21 protein-coding genes and 1 other annotated feature are annotated in these 18,105 nt (G+C 37.5%); of the genes, 3 read left to right on the top strand and 18 right to left on the bottom strand.

Translation table 11 applies throughout. The annotated features are described in order from the left end of the window. Nucleotide 1 precedes the first annotated feature (1 nt). The 16 genes from hisI to ilvE all read right to left on the bottom strand — a co-directional run bounded on the left by hisI (nucleotide 2) and on the right by ilvE (nucleotide 15,521). Nucleotides 2–307: a phosphoribosyl-AMP cyclohydrolase gene (gene hisI / locus NST14_RS07500; protein ID WP_000803968.1), complete on the bottom strand. Its 306-nt coding sequence runs from the start codon at nucleotides 305–307 to the stop codon at nucleotides 2–4. Continuing rightward, the gene (gene hisF / locus NST14_RS07495; protein ID WP_229142934.1) at nucleotides 304–1,062 is read right to left on the bottom strand and encodes an imidazoleglycerol phosphate synthase cyclase subunit; all 759 of its coding nucleotides are present in this window, start codon (nucleotides 1,060–1,062) and stop codon (nucleotides 304–306) included. Before hisF ends, hisI begins: the two co-directional genes overlap by 4 nt. Next, the gene (gene hisA / locus NST14_RS07490) at nucleotides 1,056–1,775 is read right to left on the bottom strand and encodes a 1-(5-phosphoribosyl)-5-[(5-phosphoribosylamino)methylideneamino]imidazole-4-carboxamide isomerase (RefSeq protein ID WP_000402310.1); all 720 of its coding nucleotides are present in this window, start codon (nucleotides 1,773–1,775) and stop codon (nucleotides 1,056–1,058) included. The genes hisF and hisA overlap by 7 nt, the downstream gene beginning before the upstream one ends. Beyond that, nucleotides 1,748–2,377 carry an imidazole glycerol phosphate synthase subunit HisH gene (gene hisH / locus NST14_RS07485; RefSeq protein WP_000560333.1) on the bottom strand — a complete coding sequence of 210 codons (630 nt, stop codon included), beginning with the start codon at nucleotides 2,375–2,377 and terminating at the stop codon, nucleotides 1,748–1,750. The genes hisA and hisH overlap by 28 nt, the downstream gene beginning before the upstream one ends. After that, nucleotides 2,378–2,962 carry an imidazoleglycerol-phosphate dehydratase HisB gene (gene hisB, locus NST14_RS07480; protein WP_001209290.1) on the bottom strand — a complete coding sequence of 195 codons (585 nt, stop codon included), beginning with the start codon at nucleotides 2,960–2,962 and terminating at the stop codon, nucleotides 2,378–2,380. Next, the gene (hisD, locus tag NST14_RS07475) at nucleotides 2,962–4,251 is read right to left on the bottom strand and encodes a histidinol dehydrogenase (RefSeq protein WP_074532725.1); all 1,290 of its coding nucleotides are present in this window, start codon (nucleotides 4,249–4,251) and stop codon (nucleotides 2,962–2,964) included. Before hisD ends, hisB begins: the two co-directional genes overlap by 1 nt. Before the next feature lie 11 nt (nucleotides 4,252–4,262). Continuing rightward, nucleotides 4,263–4,898, bottom strand: coding sequence for an ATP phosphoribosyltransferase (hisG, locus tag NST14_RS07470; protein ID WP_001244470.1), 636 nt, complete (start codon nucleotides 4,896–4,898; stop codon nucleotides 4,263–4,265). Further along, the gene (hisZ, locus tag NST14_RS07465; RefSeq protein WP_229142933.1) at nucleotides 4,874–6,136 is read right to left on the bottom strand and encodes an ATP phosphoribosyltransferase regulatory subunit; all 1,263 of its coding nucleotides are present in this window, start codon (nucleotides 6,134–6,136) and stop codon (nucleotides 4,874–4,876) included. Before hisZ ends, hisG begins: the two co-directional genes overlap by 25 nt. A 310-nt stretch (nucleotides 6,137–6,446) precedes the next feature. Further along, the gene (gene leuD / locus NST14_RS07460) at nucleotides 6,447–7,028 is read right to left on the bottom strand and encodes a 3-isopropylmalate dehydratase small subunit (RefSeq protein WP_229142932.1); all 582 of its coding nucleotides are present in this window, start codon (nucleotides 7,026–7,028) and stop codon (nucleotides 6,447–6,449) included. Next, nucleotides 7,006–8,400 (bottom strand): 3-isopropylmalate dehydratase large subunit, encoded by a 1,395-nt coding sequence (gene leuC, locus NST14_RS07455; RefSeq protein WP_000518108.1) that lies wholly within the window; start codon nucleotides 8,398–8,400, stop codon nucleotides 7,006–7,008. The genes leuD and leuC overlap by 23 nt, the downstream gene beginning before the upstream one ends. Further along, nucleotides 8,400–9,464, bottom strand: coding sequence for a 3-isopropylmalate dehydrogenase (gene leuB, locus NST14_RS07450; RefSeq protein WP_229142931.1), 1,065 nt, complete (start codon nucleotides 9,462–9,464; stop codon nucleotides 8,400–8,402). The genes leuC and leuB overlap by 1 nt, the downstream gene beginning before the upstream one ends. Nucleotides 9,465–9,541: 77 nt before the next feature. Next, entirely contained in the window at nucleotides 9,542–11,062 is a 1,521-nt protein-coding gene (gene leuA, locus NST14_RS07445) for a 2-isopropylmalate synthase (RefSeq protein WP_071741625.1), read from the bottom strand. Nucleotide 11,063: 1 nt separating this feature from the next. Then, entirely contained in the window at nucleotides 11,064–12,074 is a 1,011-nt protein-coding gene (ilvC, locus tag NST14_RS07440) for a ketol-acid reductoisomerase (RefSeq protein ID WP_001151736.1), read from the bottom strand. Nucleotides 12,075–12,100: 26 nt separating this feature from the next. Further along, entirely contained in the window at nucleotides 12,101–12,610 is a 510-nt protein-coding gene (gene ilvN / locus NST14_RS07435; protein ID WP_000822948.1) for an acetolactate synthase small subunit, read from the bottom strand. After that, complete coding sequence (ilvB, locus tag NST14_RS07430; protein WP_000095855.1) at nucleotides 12,607–14,307, bottom strand: acetolactate synthase large subunit; 1,701 nt, start codon at nucleotides 14,305–14,307, stop codon at nucleotides 12,607–12,609. Before ilvB ends, ilvN begins: the two co-directional genes overlap by 4 nt. Nucleotides 14,308–14,379: 72 nt before the next feature. Continuing rightward, nucleotides 14,380–14,608, bottom strand: a binding site (T-box leader). 16 nt (nucleotides 14,609–14,624) lie between these two features. After that, entirely contained in the window at nucleotides 14,625–15,521 is an 897-nt protein-coding gene (gene ilvE, locus NST14_RS07425) for a branched-chain-amino-acid transaminase (protein ID WP_229142930.1), read from the bottom strand. Nucleotides 15,522–15,936: 415 nt separating this feature from the next. Here ilvE and NST14_RS07420 point away from each other — a divergent pair, with 415 nt between their 5' ends. Together NST14_RS07420 and NST14_RS07415 are read left to right on the top strand one after the other, a co-directional pair. Beyond that, nucleotides 15,937–16,176, top strand: a complete 240-nt coding sequence (locus tag NST14_RS07420) for a DUF3911 family protein (RefSeq protein ID WP_000752508.1) — start codon at nucleotides 15,937–15,939, stop codon at nucleotides 16,174–16,176. A gap of 126 nt (nucleotides 16,177–16,302) precedes the next feature. After that, nucleotides 16,303–16,542 carry a YkuS family protein gene (locus NST14_RS07415; protein ID WP_001062580.1) on the top strand — a complete coding sequence of 80 codons (240 nt, stop codon included), beginning with the start codon at nucleotides 16,303–16,305 and terminating at the stop codon, nucleotides 16,540–16,542. Between the two features lie 362 nt (nucleotides 16,543–16,904). Here the strand turns inward: NST14_RS07415 and NST14_RS07410 are convergent, their stop codons facing one another. Further along, nucleotides 16,905–16,994, bottom strand: a complete 90-nt coding sequence (locus NST14_RS07410) for a hypothetical protein (RefSeq protein WP_000608225.1) — start codon at nucleotides 16,992–16,994, stop codon at nucleotides 16,905–16,907. Between the two features lie 114 nt (nucleotides 16,995–17,108). Then, entirely contained in the window at nucleotides 17,109–17,570 is a 462-nt protein-coding gene (gene ytfJ, locus NST14_RS07405) for a GerW family sporulation protein (RefSeq protein ID WP_001997038.1), read from the bottom strand. 112 nt (nucleotides 17,571–17,682) lie between these two features. Here ytfJ and NST14_RS07400 point away from each other — a divergent pair, with 112 nt between their 5' ends. Next, nucleotides 17,683–18,075 carry an imidazole glycerol phosphate synthase gene (locus tag NST14_RS07400; protein WP_229143015.1) on the top strand — a complete coding sequence of 131 codons (393 nt, stop codon included), beginning with the start codon at nucleotides 17,683–17,685 and terminating at the stop codon, nucleotides 18,073–18,075. Nucleotides 18,076–18,105: the final 30 nt, after the last annotated feature.

Genomic DNA, 18,105 nt, shown 5'->3' with positions numbered 1-18,105 from the left:
CCTATATAATTTTGTAATGAAAACATGTTTTTTCTCCCGTATGACATGCAGGCCCTACTTGCTTTACGACAACAACGATTGCATCTTGATCACAATCTAAATAAAGAGATTGCACATGTTGGACATTACCTGATGTTTCTCCTTTATTCCATAACGACCTTCTTGAACGAGAATAAAACCATGTTCTTTTCGTTTCTATTGTTTTTTCATACGCTTCTTCATTCATATAAGCTAGCATTAAAACTTCTTTTGTATCTTCTTCAATTACAACTGCTGGTAATAGTCCTTTTGAAAAGTTAGGTTTCATAGCCGCACCTCAACATTTGCATTTCTTAACTTTCTCTTTACGTCCCCTATTGTCGCCTCACCGTAATGAAAGATTGATGCCGCTAATGCTGCATCAACTGTTGTCTTTTGAAACACTTCTATAATGTGATCATCATGACCGCATCCACCTGACGCGATGACAGGTACGGAAACACTTTTTGAAATTTCTTCTGTTAAACGAAGGTCATATCCGTTTTTCGTTCCGTCTGCATCCATACTCGTTAATAAAATTTCGCCTGCGCCTAGCTCTGTAACGCGCTTTGCCCACCCGATTGCATCCATTCCCGTATCAACTCTTCCGCCGTTCACATATACATTCCACTTATCCTCCGCTACTTTTCTAGCATCAATTGCGACGACAATACATTGTGAGCCAAAATGCTCTGCCCCTTCTTCGATTAATTTTGGATTTCGCACTGCTGCTGAGTTAATTGAAACTTTATCTGCTCCCGCTCTTAGTAAATTGTACATATCTTTCACACTTGAAATTCCTCCGCCAACTGTAAGAGGAATAAATACTTTTGAAGCCGTTTTTTCTACAACATCTATAATCGTTTTTCGTCCTTCATGCGTTGCCGTAATATCTAAAAATACTATTTCATCTGCTCCTGCATCATTATATAAAGCTGCTATTTCAACAGGATCCCCGACATCTTGTAGTCCTATAAAATTTACACCCTTTACGACTCGCCCTTCTTTCACATCTAGACATGGAATAATGCGTTTCGCTAACATAACTTTGTTACCTCTAGCACTTCTTCTAAATCAATCGTTTTCTCGTAAAGAGCCTTACCAATTATGACGCCGTATATGTTCATATCATTTAACTTTTTCACATCTTGTATAGATGCAATTCCTCCAGAAGCAATAAGTCGAGTAGCAACGTTCTTTTGTAGTAACTCCAATTGCTCTACATTCGGTCCTGCAAGTGTTCCGTCTTTCGAAATGTCTGTAAACACAATCGTTTGAACACCTATCTTCTCCATTTGTTTTGCTAAATCAATGTAAGAAATTTCAGACACATCAAGCCAGCCTCTCGTTGCTACAAAACCATTTTTCGCATCAATTCCGACGATGATTTTTTCTTTATATAGACGAACTGTCTCTTCTAAAAATGGCTTATCATAAAGAGCGGCTGTTCCTAAAATCACTTTATCTACTCCTACTGAAAATAATTTCTCTACGGATACAAGTGATCGAATTCCTCCGCCAACTTGCACTGGAATACGTACTGCCTTGCAAATTCTTTCAATGACGGACAAGTTTAACGACTCACCAGCAACTGCACCATCTAAATCAACAATGTGCAACCGTTTCGCTCCAAATGTTTCAAATATAATCGCTTGCGCAACTGGGTCTTCATTCATTACTGTTTCTTTACTAAATTCTCCTTGATACAGTCTAACGCATCTCCCTTCTTTTAAATCGATAGCTGGGAAGATTTCCATGTTTCTACCACTCCTTTAAAATTTTTCAACATTTGCATGCCAATGTCACCACTTTTTTCAGGATGAAACTGCGCACCGTATATATTTCCTTTTGCTACAAAACCAGGTACTTTCACTCCATATTCACTTATTCCATATACAATTTCATTTGGACAATCTGCGTAATAAGAGTGGACATAATATACGAAAGAACCGTCCTCTACTCCATTCCAAAGCGCTATTTCTCCTTCTTTCTTTAACTCATTCCATCCCATATGAGGAATTTTATAAGGAACCTTTAACTTTCGAATAACGCCTGGCAATAAACTTAACCCGTTACAGTCTTGTAGTTCCTCACTTTTTTCAAACAAAAGCTGCATTCCTAGGCAAATACCTAGAAGTGGTTTTCTGGAACGTCCAATTTCTTGTAACACACGTACTAAATCTTTTTCTTCCAATACATCCATTGCTTTTGGAAATGCACCTACTCCTGGTAAAATCACTCCATCACTTCTAAAAATCTCTTCTTTATCACTCGTTACGATATACGCTGCTCCAATATGCTTTAATGCTTGTTCTACACTACGAATGTTTCCCATTCCATAATCTATAATGGCAATCAATTACAACATCCCTTTCGTTGAATTTACACCAGTAATATTGGCATTTCTTTCGACTGCTTCTCTAAGCGCTCTACCAAACGCTTTAAATAACGCTTCAATTTTGTGATGTGTATTGCTTCCGTATAAAATACGAGCATGTAATGTAATATTGGCAGCATGAGCAACTGCTCTAAAAAATTCTTCCGTTAGTTCTGTATCAAAATCCCCAAGCTTCGGATTCGTTAATTCTCCTTGAAATACAATATATGAGCGTCCACTTATATCAATTGCAACAAAGCCTAAAGACTCATCCATCGGTACATATGCTGAGCCGTACCTGTTAATCCCCTCTTTACTGTGCAATGCTTCTTTCAAACAATTTCCGAGTACAATCCCAACATCCTCAACTGTATGATGTGCATCAACGAATACATCCCCTTCTGCCTCCACTTGCAAACCGAATCTTCCATGCCTTGCAAATAAAGTTAGCATATGATCAAAAAAACCAACTCCCGTTCGTACAGAAACGTTCTTCCCATCATCAAGCTGTAAACTTAATTTTATTTTTGTCTCTGTCGTCTCACGTATTTGACTAGACTCACGCATTATTCTTCCTCCTCAAATCTTATTTGAATTGCTCTCGCATGCGCATGTAACCCTTCTTTATTGGCAAGCTCTACAATATGATGTTGGACATCTCTTAATGCTTCCTCTGTATAAGACAGAAAGCTTGATTTTTTCACAAAATCATCGACTGATAACGGTGAGAAAAACCTTGCCGTTCCACTTGTCGGTAACACGTGATTCGGTCCTGCTAAATAATCCCCGAGCGGTTCTGGTGCATATGGTCCAAGAAAGATAGATCCTGCATGTTTCACATAAGCTAGAGCATTCATCGGTTCTTTTATATGTAACTCTAAATGTTCCGGGGCAATTTCATTCGATAAATTTAGCGCCTCCTCTAAAGAAGGAACGATAAAAATGGCCCCATTTCTCTTTATTGATTCACGTGCAATTTCGCTTCTTGGTAATGTTTCTAACTGCCTTTCTATCTCTTTTTCTACTTCTTTTGCTAACTCTATATTTGTTGTAATACAAATTGCTGTCGCTCTCTCGTCATGTTCTGCTTGTGATAATAAATCAGCAGCAATATATTTTGCATTGCCGGTTTCATCTGCAATAACTACAATTTCTGACGGTCCAGCAATCATATCAATATTTACTATTCCATATACTTCTCGTTTCGCTAGAGCGACGTACAAATTTCCTGGTCCAACTATTTTATCCACTTTCGGAATCGATTCCGTCCCGTATGCTAAAGCAGCAATTGCTTGCGCACCACCTATCGTATAAATTTCATCTACTCCTGCAAGACTTGCAGCAACTAAAATATGTGGATCAATTCCTCCTTCTCTTGGCGGTGTTACCATTACAATCTTTTTCACACCAGCGAGTTTTGCTGGCAATACATTCATTAATACTGACGAAGGATACGAAGCAGTTCCGCCTGGCACATATACGCCTACATTCTCTAATGGCCGAATGATTTGTCCTCTCATGATGCCTTTACTCGCGCAATCGAACATCGATTGTCTTTTTTGCTTTTCATGGTACGAAATAATGTTTTTCTTCGCCTCTTGTAACGCTTCTAAAAATGAATTCTCTACAAACATACTCGCTCGTTTTATTTCTTCTTCACTTACACGAAACTCTTTCATCTTTACACCATCAAACTTTTTTGTATAAAAAGATAAGGCCTCATCCCTACTCTCCCTTACATTTTGAACGATTTCACTTACATTTCTTTGAACAGTTTCTTCTATTATATTAGCGTTTTCTCGTAGCAATTTTATTTTCGATAACGCCTTTTGAAAATCTTCAAAAACGATCTCCATTACAAGTCCCCCTATTTTCCTGACAAAATTTCTTGCTCCATCATATTTATAATACTGAATATTTCGTCTTTTTTAGTTTTTAATGCAGCCTTATTTACAATCATTCGAGCAGATATAGAATACATTTCCTCAAATACAATGAGTCCATTTTCTTGTAATGTTTTTCCTGTTTCAACAATATCAACAATCGCATCTGCCAATCCAAGAATAGGAGCAATTTCTACAGAACCTTCTATTTTAATAATTTCTACATCCTCTCCTTTATCATGAAAATAGTTAGAAGTAATATGTGGATATTTCGTCGCAATGCATTTCTTCCGATAGCTCTTCGGATTATAAGTAGGAATAGAAGCGACACAAAACTTACACACGCCTACTCCTAAATCTAACATTTCATAAATATCTTTCTCGTTTTCCATTAAAATATCTTTTCCAACGACTCCGATATCCGCTACTCCATGTTCTACATAAGTAGCAACATCTACTGCTTTCACTAAAATAAATGAGATATCCGTATTTTTACTTTGAAAGACAAGTTTTCTTCCTTTATTTTTGAGCTCTGAACAATCAATTCCAATCTGCTCAAAGAGCGGAATCACATGTTTTTCTAATCTCCCTTTCGTTAACGCAATTTGAATGTTACGCATGAAGTTTCTCCTTCTTTCTGGACGACCCATTTCTCTTTCCATACATATTCCACTAATGATTCGTTCTTTGCCTCAACGACCGTTACAATTTGATTTTTTCTAGCAAATTGAAAAGTATCATTTAAATTAGAGAATAAAGATAGCGCTACTTTTTTCCCGTCCTTTTGAAGTAAATTTCGTAATCGTTCCGCTTCTGCTAATCTATTTAACTCGTAATGAATCATAATATCTATTCTCTTTCGTTCATATGGCTCTTGCTGCTCTTGCAGCGCCTTTACAATTTGATTAACTTGCACCGCGAGTCCAACAGCCGGTAACATTTCTCCAAAATTTCCAATTAACTCATCATATCTTCCGCCACTAACAATTTCTTCCCCAATTTCATATATATACCCTTTGAAAATAACACCTGTATAATAGTCCAAATGTTGAATCATACCTAAATCAATGGATATGTACGATCCATAGCCTAGCTTGTCAATTGCTTCATATATTTCTTTCACTTTTGTAATGGCCATTTTCATTTCATTACTGGAGGCGAGTTTTTCTGCTTCCTCAATCACTTCTAAATTCCCAAATAACCTCGGTAATTTCTCCAGTAACTTTACTGTCTCATCACATCGATCTAATTTCTTATCTCTAATAAAATTGGATAAAGCGGCATAATTTTTACTTTCAATATATGTTCTAAGAACTTTCTCTTCTTCCTCATGAATGGAGAGCTTTTTGACAATACATTTATATAACTGTACTTGCCCAATCTCTATTGTAAAAGATTGCACCTTCAACTTTTGAAGTGATTGAATGACGCTTATAACACATTCAATTTCAGCTCTTACATTATCAATACCGATAATTTCAATACCACTTTGCACGATCTCATTATATTTTCCAGTAAGGGACTCATTCGCTCGAAATACATTTCCGCTATACGTCACTTTAAGTGGTGTATCACACCTCTGCGTTCCGATCACTCTCGCTAAAGGAATTGTCATATCTGGACGCAATACGATAATCCTCCCCTTTTCATCAAAAAATTTATACATCTTTTCTTCATCTATCGGCCTGCTTTGAAAGGCGAACACATCATAAAATTCAATTGTTGGTGTCCTTATTTCTTCATAACCTCTCTCTAAAAAAGTACGCCTTAATTTTTGCTCCACTTCTTCAATTAACGTACATTCTTCGAATAAATAATCTCTCGTTCCATTTGGATTTGCCCGTTTCCATTTTGTCATCGAAATTCTCACACCTTTCCCTTTCTAATGTATGCTTATTTCATGCACCTAAACCGAAAATAAAAAGAGCCTTGTAGATAAAATATACCTACAAGGCTCTTTAGTAGCGTGTAGGTACAACGGGAATAACCCTTGCACCTACACGTTTTCACGCTAGGTTCAAGGGCTTTATGTATGATGATGTAGTTGTGTAAGCATTTTAATAGATTGCATTGTTTTCATAATACTTACTCCCTTTCTCCTCTAATTTTTACATAGTATATAATACTTAATTCTGAATGTAAATACATTTTAAATATTCCGTTATCTTTTAATATACAGCTATCCTTCTTTCATACTCTTTTATTTCTTGTTCATATTGCATTGTAATACTAATTTCATCTAAACCATTTAATAATTTCTCTTTCCACATTTTCTCGATTGTAAAATGAAACCTGTGCGTACTTGTTGTAATTACTTCATCCTCTAAATCTACTTCTATTGGTTCTCTTGCATCCGTTTGGGCAAGCTTTTCTCGCATTTCTTTATCCATTACAATTGGTAACATACCATTCTTCATACAATTCATATAAAAAATATCTGCAAACCCTCCCGCGATAATTACGCGGAAACCATAATCAGCAAGTGCCCACGGTGCGTGTTCTCTTGAAGAACCACATCCAAAATTATCACCTGTAATTAATATACTTGCTCCTTTTCTATCTGGTGCATTTAGTGGGAAATTAGGGTTTTCGTGTCGTTCATTATCATATCGCCACTCATCAAATAAAAACTTTCCAAACCCAGTTCTTTCAATTCTCTTTAAATATTGCTTCGGAATAATTTGATCCGTATCAATGTTATTATTCATAAGTACTGCGGCAGTACCTTTATGAATACGAAATGGCTCCATCATAACTCTCCTTTCTTGTATCAACAAAATGACCATATAACGCAGCTGCTGCCGCCATTGCTGGGCTAACTAAATGCGTTCGTGCTCCTTTTCCTTGTCTTCCTTCAAAATTACGATTTGAAGTTGAAGCGCAATGCTCTCCTTCAGGTACTTGATCTGGATTCATTCCAAGACACATGGAACATCCAGGTTCTCTCCATTCAAATCCTGCTTCTTCAAATATGTGATGTAGTCCTTTTTGCATCGCCGCGTCCCTTACTCTTTTCGATCCAGGTACAACGAGTGCTCGCACACCTTCTTTTACCTTTCTCCCTTTCACAACAGCTGCAGCAATTTCTAAATCAGAGAGCCTGGAATTTGTACAAGATCCAATGAAAACATGCTGAACTGGAATATCATACGTACTTTGTCCAGGGCTTAATCCCATATAAGAAAATGCTCTTTCGTCATTTACATCATGTTTTTCTGGCAATTTCTCATCAATACGAACTCCCATACTCGGATTTGTTCCCCACGTAACGTATGGCGCTAAATCTGTAACATCTATCGAAATATGTAAATCATAAATTGCATCTGCATCTGTATACAGTTCAAACCATTTCTTCTCGAAAGTTTCATAGTCTCTCGGTGCATATTTACGTCCTTTTACATAAGCAACTGTTTTTTCATCCGGCGCGATAATACCCGCTTTTGCTCCTCCTTCAATCGCCATATTACAAAGCGTCATTCTCTCTTCCATCTCCATAGCCTGAATCGTCTCTCCGTAAAATTCCATTACGTATCCAGTTCCAACTGCTACACCGTACTTTGAAAGGAGATGCAAAATAATATCTTTTGCGTAAACGCCTTTCTGTAATTTTCCTTTTAACTCAATTCCCATCGCTTTCGGTTTTCTTTGCCATAACGTTTGCGTTGCCAATACATGTTCCACTTCACTCGTACCAATACCAAATGCTAGCGCGCCAAACGCACCGTGCGTTGCTGTATGACTATCACCACAAACAATTGTTTTTCCTGGCTGCGTGAGCCCAAGTTCTGGTCCGATAACATGAACGATCCCTTGCTCTTCATCTCCGATATCTGCTAACGGCACCTGAAATTGTTTACAATTTTCCCGAAGTGTATCTAATTGCTGCTTCGCAATGCGATCGGTAATATTCCAAACATCTTTCGTTGGAATATTATGATCCATCGTTGCGAATGTTAAATCTGGTCTGCGTACCGTTCGATTTGTAAGCCGCAAGCCTTCAAAGGCTTGCGGTGACGTTACTTCATGAACAAGGTGCAGATCGATATATAATAAATCTAATCCATTTTCATTTGTCGCAACTACGTGTCTTTCCCAAAGCTTATCTAGCAACCTTTTCCCCATTATCTTCCTCTCCCTACTAGCGCTTGCTCTTCCATTTCTTGCATTACTGCCTTCGTAAATGAAGTTGTCGTTTCAGTCCCCCCGATATCTGCTGTACATTTTCCTAATTTAAGGACTGCTGAAATCGCTTCTTCAATTGCACACCCTTCTCTCGTTAATCCGAACGATTGTCCAAGCATCATGGCAACAGAGCGCATCATCGCAATTGGATTCGCCTTATTTTTCCCGGCAATATCCGGTGCCGATCCGTGAATAGGCTCGTATAATGAAGGACCCTTTTCCGCGTGACTTGCTGACGGAAGCATTCCTAATGATCCAGCTAATACGGAAGCTTCGTCACTTAAAATATCCCCAAATAAATTTTCTGTTACAATTACATCAAACCGTCCTGGATTCCGAATTAACTCCATAGTAGCTGCATCTACTAAAATATGTTCTAGTTCAACATCTGGATAACGAAGTGCTACTTCTTCTGTTACAGTTCTCCATAGTTTACTAGATTCTAAAACATTCGCCTTATCAATAGATGTTACTTTTTTCTTCCGTTTACTCGCTAATTGAAAAGCATAAGAAACGATACGTTCAATTTCATGGCGATGATACGTAAGTGTATCCGTTGCTACTTCGTCGGTTCGTTCTTTCGGATAAGAAAAATAAATCCCACCTGTTAATTCACGAACGACAACGAAATCAATTTCATCAGCCTTTTTTAATGGCGATAAATGTGCCGTTGCACTTTCTACCGTTACAGGGCGAACGTTCGCAAATACACCGAGCCCTTTTCTTAAAGCTAATAATCCTTTCTCTGGTCTTTCTTTCGCACTATCCCACCTTGGTCCACCAACTGCTCCTAGTAAAACCGCATCACTTGCTAAACAAGCGGCAAGCGTTCGTTGTGGTAATGGTTGCCCATTTAAATCGATAGCACTCCCGCCGAAGTACTCATCTTGCAAATGAAAATGATGACCATATAACCTTTCTACCATATGCAATACTTCCTTCGCACTTTCCATAACTTCCGGTCCAACCCCATCACCAGCTAAACAAACGATACGTTTTTCCAATTTCAACACTCCTTTTAACTGAATTTTCAGAACTTTAATTCGATAGGTGAGAATAGCCCCTCTCACCTATCAAACACTTATTTCACCAGCTGGATAAAAGATTTCAATTTCCCCGCTGCGTGGACATATGCTCTCGCCGACGCTTCCAATACGTCTTGCGCAACACCAAAACCTGATACTTGATGTGTTCCTTCTTTTAATTCAACATGAACATGAGCCAGTGCATCTTGACCTTGTGTAATAGATTGTATGCGATAATCCGCCAATTCACATTCTAATCCTAAAATTCTTTGGATTGCATTATAAATTGCTTCAATACTACCAGAGCCAGTAGCTGCATCTTCGAATACATTTCCTTCCTCATCTTTTAGTACAACTGTCGCACATTGTGTACTATTTGATACGAAATGTACTTGCAGTTGCGTAATATTAAATTGCTGAGCCGCAAATGCTGCTTCACCAAGCATAAGTGCTCGTAAATCTTCCTCCGTAATTTCCTTCTTACGATCAGCTAATTTTTTAAACGCTTCAAACACTGCATCTCGTTCTTCCGTTGTAAATTCATAGCCAAGCTCTTTCATTTTTTCTGTAAACGCGTGACGTCCAGAATGTTTTCCAAGTACAAATAGATTTTGAGATTCGCCTACTAACTCTGGTTCAATAATTTCATATGTTGTCACTTCTTTTAATACACCATCTTGATGAATGCCTGATTCATGAGCGAATGCATTTGCTCCAACAATCGCTTTATTTTTCGGTACAACCATACCTGTTAATCTGCTTACTAATGTACTTGTCGCTTTAATTTCTTTTAGCGTCATAGAAGGCTCTGCTTTATAGAAATCTTTTCTAATATGAAGAGCAACTGCAACCTCTTCTAACGCCGCATTCCCTGCTCTCTCTCCAATTCCATTAATTGTTCCTTCTACTTGCAATGCTCCCCCTTCAACTGCAGCTAACGAATTTGCTACAGCCATTCCAAGGTCATCGTGACAATGACAAGAGAAAATTGCTTTTTCATATGAAGGAACGGATTCTTGTAAGTACTTAAAAAGAGAATAATATTCTTCTGGATTCGTATATCCAACTGTATCTGGAATGTTAATTACATTGGCTCCTGCACGAATCGCAACTTCTACTGCCTCAGCTAAAAAATCTCTTGCTGTTCTTGTCGCATCTTCTGCAGAAAATTGTACTGTTGGAAATAATGATTTTCCAAGTGTAACAGAACGATGAATACTATCTAACACATCCTCTTTTGACATACAAAGTTTATATTTCATATGAATATCACTCGTAGCTAAAAATACGTGTAAACGAGGAGATACCGCACCTTTCACAGCTTCATATGCTCTTCGAATATCGCTTTCTTTCGCTCTAGCTAAACTCATAACTGTAGCATTTTGAATTGTATTCGCGATACGTTTTACCGATTGAAAATCCCCTTCGGAAGCTGCTGCAAAGCCAGCTTCCATAACATGAATCCCTAGTCTTTCTAATTGCCTTGCAATTTGCAATTTCTCTTGTTCATTTAAATTCACTCCTGGTGATTGTTCGCCATCACGTAGCGTCGTATCCATGAACAAAATCTGCTTCATATTATTTCATCCCTACCTTTACTCGCGGCTGTACGAAAGGCATCATTTCACGTAATTTACGTCCAACTACTTCGATTTCGTGTTCATTCTCTTTCTCATTTGTCGCATGGAAATTCGGTCTTCCTGCTTTATGCTCTGCAATCCAACCTCTTGCAAATGTACCATCTTGAATTTCTGCTAGTACTGTACCCATCGCTTTCTTCGTATCTTCCGTTACAACACGTGGTCCTGATACGAAGTCGCCCCACTGCGCTGTATCTGAAACTGAATATCTCATATTTTCAAGTCCACCTTCATACATAAGGTCAACAATAAGTTTCAGTTCATGTAAACATTCAAAATATGCAAGTTCCGGCTGATATCCGGCATCAACTAACGTTTCAAATCCAGCTTTCACCAGCGCAGTTACTCCGCCGCAAAGTACAGCTTGCTCTCCAAATAAATCTGTTTCCGTTTCTTCTTTAAATGTCGTTTCTAATACACCAGCTCTCGTCGCTCCAATTCCATCAGCATAAGAAAGTGCCTTTTCAGTCGCAACTCCTGTTGCATCTTGGTATACTGCAAATAATGCAGGAACAGCTCCGCCTTCAACAAATGTACGGCGTACAAGATGTCCTGGACCTTTTGGCGCTACTAGAAATACATCTACATTCGCTGGTGGTTTCACTTGATCAAAGTGAACATTAAATCCGTGTGCAAAAACGAGAGAATTTCCTGCCTGTAAATTTGGCGCAATTTCCGCTTCATATACTTCTGGTTGCAGTTCATCTGGCAGCAAAATCATTACTACATCAGCCTGCTTTGCTGCTTCTGCTACTGTATATACAGAAAATCCATCTTCTTTCGCTTTATCCCAAGACTTACCTTTTCTTAAACCTACTACTACATCAAATCCGTTATCACGTAAATTTTGCGCATGCGCATGACCTTGCGAGCCATATCCAATGATTGCTACTTTCTTTTCCTTTAATACATTTACCGTTACATCTTTTTCATAATAAACTTTTGCCATTTTCATTTCCCCCTATATTTAAATGATTATTGAATTAACATTACTTGCTTATCTTGCTTTTTCATACTACGCGTAAAGGCTGTTACACCTGTTCTTGCAATTTCTTTCAAACCGTATGGACGAAGTAATTCAATTAATGCTTCTACTTTTTCCTGCGTACCTGTTACTTGCACAACTATGGAATCCTTCCCAACATCTATTACAGCGGCTCGAAACGGTTCAATTAAACTGTATAATTCTGCTCTTGCTACTGATGTTGCTACTTTAATAAGTGCGAGTTCTCTTGCAATCATCGCTTCTTCTGTAATATCTGATACTTTCAAAACATCAATTTGCTTATGAAGTTGTTTAATTAACTGCTCAACTTGCTGTTCATTTTCAACGTGTACAACAATCGTCATCCGCGATATGTCCGATGATTCCGTATGACCTACTGAAATACTTTCAATATTAAAATGTCTTCGTGTCATAACACCTGTAATTCGGTTTAACACACCACTTTGATTTCGAACTGTTGCTGTAACAATTCTCTTCACCTTTTTTCCACTCCCTCCATTTGGTGAACACCTTTCCCTGGCGCAACCATCGGCATTACCTTTTCTGATTGAAGTACACGGCAATCAATTACAACTGGCTCTTGTAATTGAATTGCATGCTGCAATTGTTTCTTCGCAAGAAGTGGATCATCTATGCGAACCCCTTTTATGCCATACGCATTCGCAAGAGCAACGAAATCTGGTTGACACGATAGTAAAGAGTGCGAATATCTTTTGTTATAAAATTCATCTTGCCATTGTCTTACCATTCCTAAAGCTTCATTATTTAAAATAAATACTTTAACAGGTAAAGAGTGTTCTTTTAACACACTTAATTCTTGCAGAGTCATTTGAAATCCAGCGTCACCAACAATTGCAATAACTAATTCATCAGGCTTTGCAATTTGGGCACCAATTGCTGCTGGAAATCCGAAGCCCATCGTTCCTAGTCCTCCTGAAGTTACCCATTTATCTGGAGTTTTCAGCGGATAATATTGGGCCGCCCACATTTGATGTTGCCCCACATCTGTTGTTACAATCGCTTCTCCCTTCGTAATTTCATATAACATATCAATTGCATATTGAGGCTTAATACTTTCAGAATTTCGTTTATAAGAGAATGGATACTTTTCTTTTCTATTCTTTAATAAAGAGATCCACTCATGATGATTTTCTTTCCTTCCTTCTGGTTGAAGTAATACTTGGAGCGCTTGCTTAGCACTTGCAACAATAGGAATTTCAGTCGGTACATTTTTTCCGATTTCTGCTGGATCAATATCGATATGCGCGACAGTCGCCTCTTTCGCAAAATAAGCTAAATTTCCAGTAAGACGATCATCGAATCTAGCGCCTATATTAATGAGTAAGTCGCATTCATATAACGCCATATTAGCTGTGTAAGAACCATGCATTCCTCCCATCCCTAGAAATAGTTCATCATCTGGTGGAAACCCACCGAGACCAAGTAATGTATGCACAACAGGAATTTCATATTTACGAGCAAAACTTGTTAATTCTTTCGAAGCTTTCGCATGCAATACACCTGCTCCAGCTAAAATTAATGGCTTGTTTGCAACCTGAATTGCTTGTAATAATTTGTTTATTTGCAGTAGATTCGGTTCATAATTAGGGTTGTATCCTGGTAAATCCATTTGCACATCACTACATCGTTCGCCTTGCTCTACTACCATATCTTTCGGAAGATCAATAACGACTGGGCCTGGTCTTCCTGTTCTAGCAATATGAAATGCCTCTTTAATAATTCGAGGTAAATCGGAAGCCTTTCGCACTTGATAGTTATGTTTTGTCACTGGCATCGTAAGCCCCATAATATCCGCTTCTTGGAAAGCATCACTTCCAATTAACGTTGTTGCTACTTGCCCTGTAAATACAACAAGTGGCAATGAATCAATCATCGCATCTGCTAGACCAGTAATCACATTTGTAGCACCTGGTCCACTCGTTGCAATGACAACCCCTGGATTGCCAGTAATTCTGGCATACCCTTCAGCAGCGTGAATAGCACCTTGTTCATGCCTTGTTAAAATATGCGGAATTTCACAGTCATAGAGTGCATCATAAAGAGGTAAAACAGCACCACCAGGATAACCGAAAATCACTTCTACTCCTTCCTTTTCTAGCGCTTCTAACAATAGCTGTGCACCAGTTGCCAGTTTCTCTTCCGTTTTTGAAGACATTGTTCTTATAAGCCCCCTTTTAAAAACTTTTATCAATAAAAAAAATCCTACGTCCACACTCCAGCTATGTGCTGAAGGGACGAAAGATTTCGCGGTACCACCCTTCTTTGCAAGAATACTCTTGCCTCAGTGACCCATAAAATGAGTCTAGCTAATAACGGAGCTACCGTCTAAGCCTAGACAAATGCTTCAGCTTAGCACTCAAGGGCGATGTTCGTCGACGTGAACCATCGGTTTCCAGCAACCACCGACTCTCTGTGAGGCTTCACAATCAACTACTCCTCCCTATCAACGCTTTCTTATGTTATAAAAAGTTGTTATCCAACTTTATTTTCTTCGTAAATTTTCTCTCCATCTTCTATAACTAACTTTCGGAATTCTTCTAATAAACGATTCGTATGTGGACCCGTTTGCCCTAAACCAATCGTTCTACCATCTACTGTCGTAACAGCAATTACTTCCGCTGCTGTTCCTGTTAAAAATACTTCATCAGCTACATATACGTCATGTCTTGTAAATAACTCTTCTCTAACGTCATATCCAAGTTTTTCACCAATTTCTAAAATAGCATTTCGTGTAATGCCTTCTAACGCTCCAGCAGAACTTGGTGGTGTAATTAATTTATTTCCTTTTACAATAAATACGTTATCCCCTGAGCCTTCAGCTACGTATCCTTGATCATTTAACATAAGCGCTTCTTGTACTCCAGCCAATTTCGCTTCGATGCGAACTAAAATATTGTTTAAGTAATTTAAAGATTTTACTTGAGGCGACAATACATCTGGACGGTTTCGGCGCGTTGCAACTGTTACAACTGGAATCCCTTTTTCATAATATTCTTGTGGGAATAAAGATAGTTGCTCTGCAATTACTACTACATTCGGTTTTTTACAAGAATCAGGATCTAACCCAAGATTTCCTGCTCCTCTCGATACAACTAGGCGAATGTATCCATTAGATAAATTATTTTGTCGAATCGTCTCAACAACAATATTCGTTACTTCATCTAAAGAATATGGAATTTCTAACATGATGGATTTTGCTGATTCATATAACCGGACAAGATGCTCTCTCAAACGGAAAACATTACCGCTATAAACTCTAATTCCTTCAAATACTCCATCTCCATATAAATAACCATGATCATATACTGATACTTTTGCCTCGTCTTTTGGAACAAATTCTCCATTTAAGAAAATCCATTGCTCGTTCACTGGAAAGCGCCTCCTATGTTCTATGAATTTTTTATTGTTTCCTAGTTTACTCTCCTTTCTAAATAAATCAAGTGAATTTTTAGAAAATTTATAATTTTTATTCGTACGTACATCTTTAATTATATTGATTTAACAACATTGTTAACGTTTACAAAAAGTCAAAAAAATTTTTTCGTCAATTTCCATTAAAAAAATATTTGTTTAAAAGAAGGATTTTCGTCAATTGATACGAATCTATTGTATTCAATAAACGGACGTCCGTTTTTATAAATTCGGGAATATACAACGACTTTTGCTGAAAAAGGGGGAAAATAACAAAAATAACGCTGTCTAAAAATAACATTCATATTTTTCATTTCGGAATCATAATCCTATTTTTAAAAAACAATTTGTCAAAATGAAGGAGGAAATCAATATGGCGTGTGTACAAATTAAAGGAACGAGACAAGAAGTAGTAGAGATGCTTCAACTATTTGATCTAATGGATACGAAAGGTTTTTGTAAATTTGATAATTATGTAGAGGTAGAACCAAATAATAAAGAATATAACAATTTCATTGCTTCAATCGACATTCATTCAAATACTTCTTCCGCCCAAGATACTTTAAACGATCAATTCGTAAGTCAAATGCTTACTGGTGTATATAACGACTAAATAAAGTCGTACTTTAATCAGACTACCCGTAAATAACAGATAAATATATGCTTCCTACCGTCTTTATATAAATATATACGATGAAACTTGAGCATACTAACAACTAGATGGTAGGAGGTGAGAATTATGGCTAAAATTGGTGTTGAAAATTCGTTAACAGATGTCCAACAAGCTCTTCAGCAACAGGGGCATGAAGTCATTACAATTAACTCGGAACATGACGCACAAGGATGCGACTGTTGCGTTGTAACTGGGCAAGATTCTAATATGATGGGTATTGCAGATACATCAATAAAAGGATCGGTAATTAACGCCCACGGTTTAACAACAGATGAAATTTGCCAGCAAGTTGAGAGCCGCATTTAAATTCAATACAAAAAAGAAAGAGGACCCCTTTTGAAAAGGAGTCCTCTTTTTTATATTCACCTAACGGGAAAGTAACATATACTGGATGAAAGCCCTACCTCTCTCTCATCATTACGGTTCCACTGACCGCTCCTTGATTCACTAGTATACCTATAAAGCCTATAATTATAATTTATAGGGTTTGTTCACAAAAGTTGTTGGTAAAACTACCCGATCTTTCGCAAACTTTTCGTATTATATTTATAAGATTTATTTACTTTACACTAGCTGTAACCGAGACACGAATTAAAATTTTAACATCAATATAGCAACTTGTCAACATTTTTCACAAATTTAAAACAGACAATAACGGTTTGTCTGTTTTAGAATGGAGCTTTTTCTTTTATTACATATACAACAAAACCGCTTACTAACATACATAAGCCAACTACTAAGTTTTTGATATTAATCATAAATTCCTCTCCCTTATTCCACACATCATATATATTTACAGTTCAATTATTCCGATCATCCTAAAGCGCACTTTTTCTAATATATCATAATTCCTAAAAAATGCAAGTTCACCTTTAGCGACCATTTACAAATTTATCTACAGTGCTTGGTACGGTATTTAAAGCTTTTTCAATTAAATGTGTACTACTATTGAGATGCAATACTTGCACACCGTTAGAACCAACTACTAAAAAAGCAACTGGGCTAATAGAAACCCCAGCCCCGCTTCCGCCTCCAAATGGATGACTTTGCTTATTCTCTTTATGCTGCCCTTGTCCATTATTATGTTTTTCGGAAATAAATTCACCTTTAAAGTCACTTCCTCCAGCTCCAAAACCAAAGGCCACTTGAGATACTGTTAATACTACATTTCCGTCAGCTGTTGAAACTGGACTTCCAACAATCGTATTTACATCTACCATCTCTTTTAAATTTGTCATTGCTGTTTTCATTAAATTTTCAATTGGATGTTCCATTATGTATTGCACCCTTTCCTCATTATTCTTTTTTATACTTTCCAAAATAGAGGAAGTCATACTAACTTTTCCTATTTCAAAAAAACAATCTTCACCTTTTAAATGGATATTACTCCCTGTACATACTCGGATAAAAAGGAAAAAGAGATACATACTACTATTGAACCTTGTTATGAAAGGAGTCATGACTTTGACTGAGAAATTTGATGAGTATAAAAAAAGAGATAGAATAGATAGTGATTATAGTGACTATAAAGAAGAATATGCAGCTGAGGTTGCACCACAGCGCATTGATTATGATTACGATGAGAAGGAACATAAAGATGATGTAAGATCGTCCGCTGCTGGATCAACGGCTGGCTTTATCTCTCTTGCCTTATCTATCTTATCACTTTTCACCTTCCCAACATTATTCGGTCTTGTTTCTGTACTACTAGGTATTTACGCTTATAACCGCGGAGCTACTGTAACTGGTGGTATCGCTGCGATTGTCGGTGGAATTGCAGCACTCATTGCAATTTTATTCCGAGTAGCGCTTATCGGCTTATTGTTCTCCCTCTTTTAAAAAGAAAAAGGTATCTCGCTTATGCGGGAT

Origin of the sequence: Bacillus sp. FSL W8-0519 (assembly GCF_038005585.1) — a bacterium.
Taxonomy (GTDB): Bacteria; Bacillota; Bacilli; order Bacillales; family Bacillaceae_G; genus Bacillus_A; species Bacillus_A paranthracis.
The sequence above is the reverse complement of the archived record's forward strand: the minus strand, read 5'-3'. Positions and strand labels throughout refer to the sequence as shown.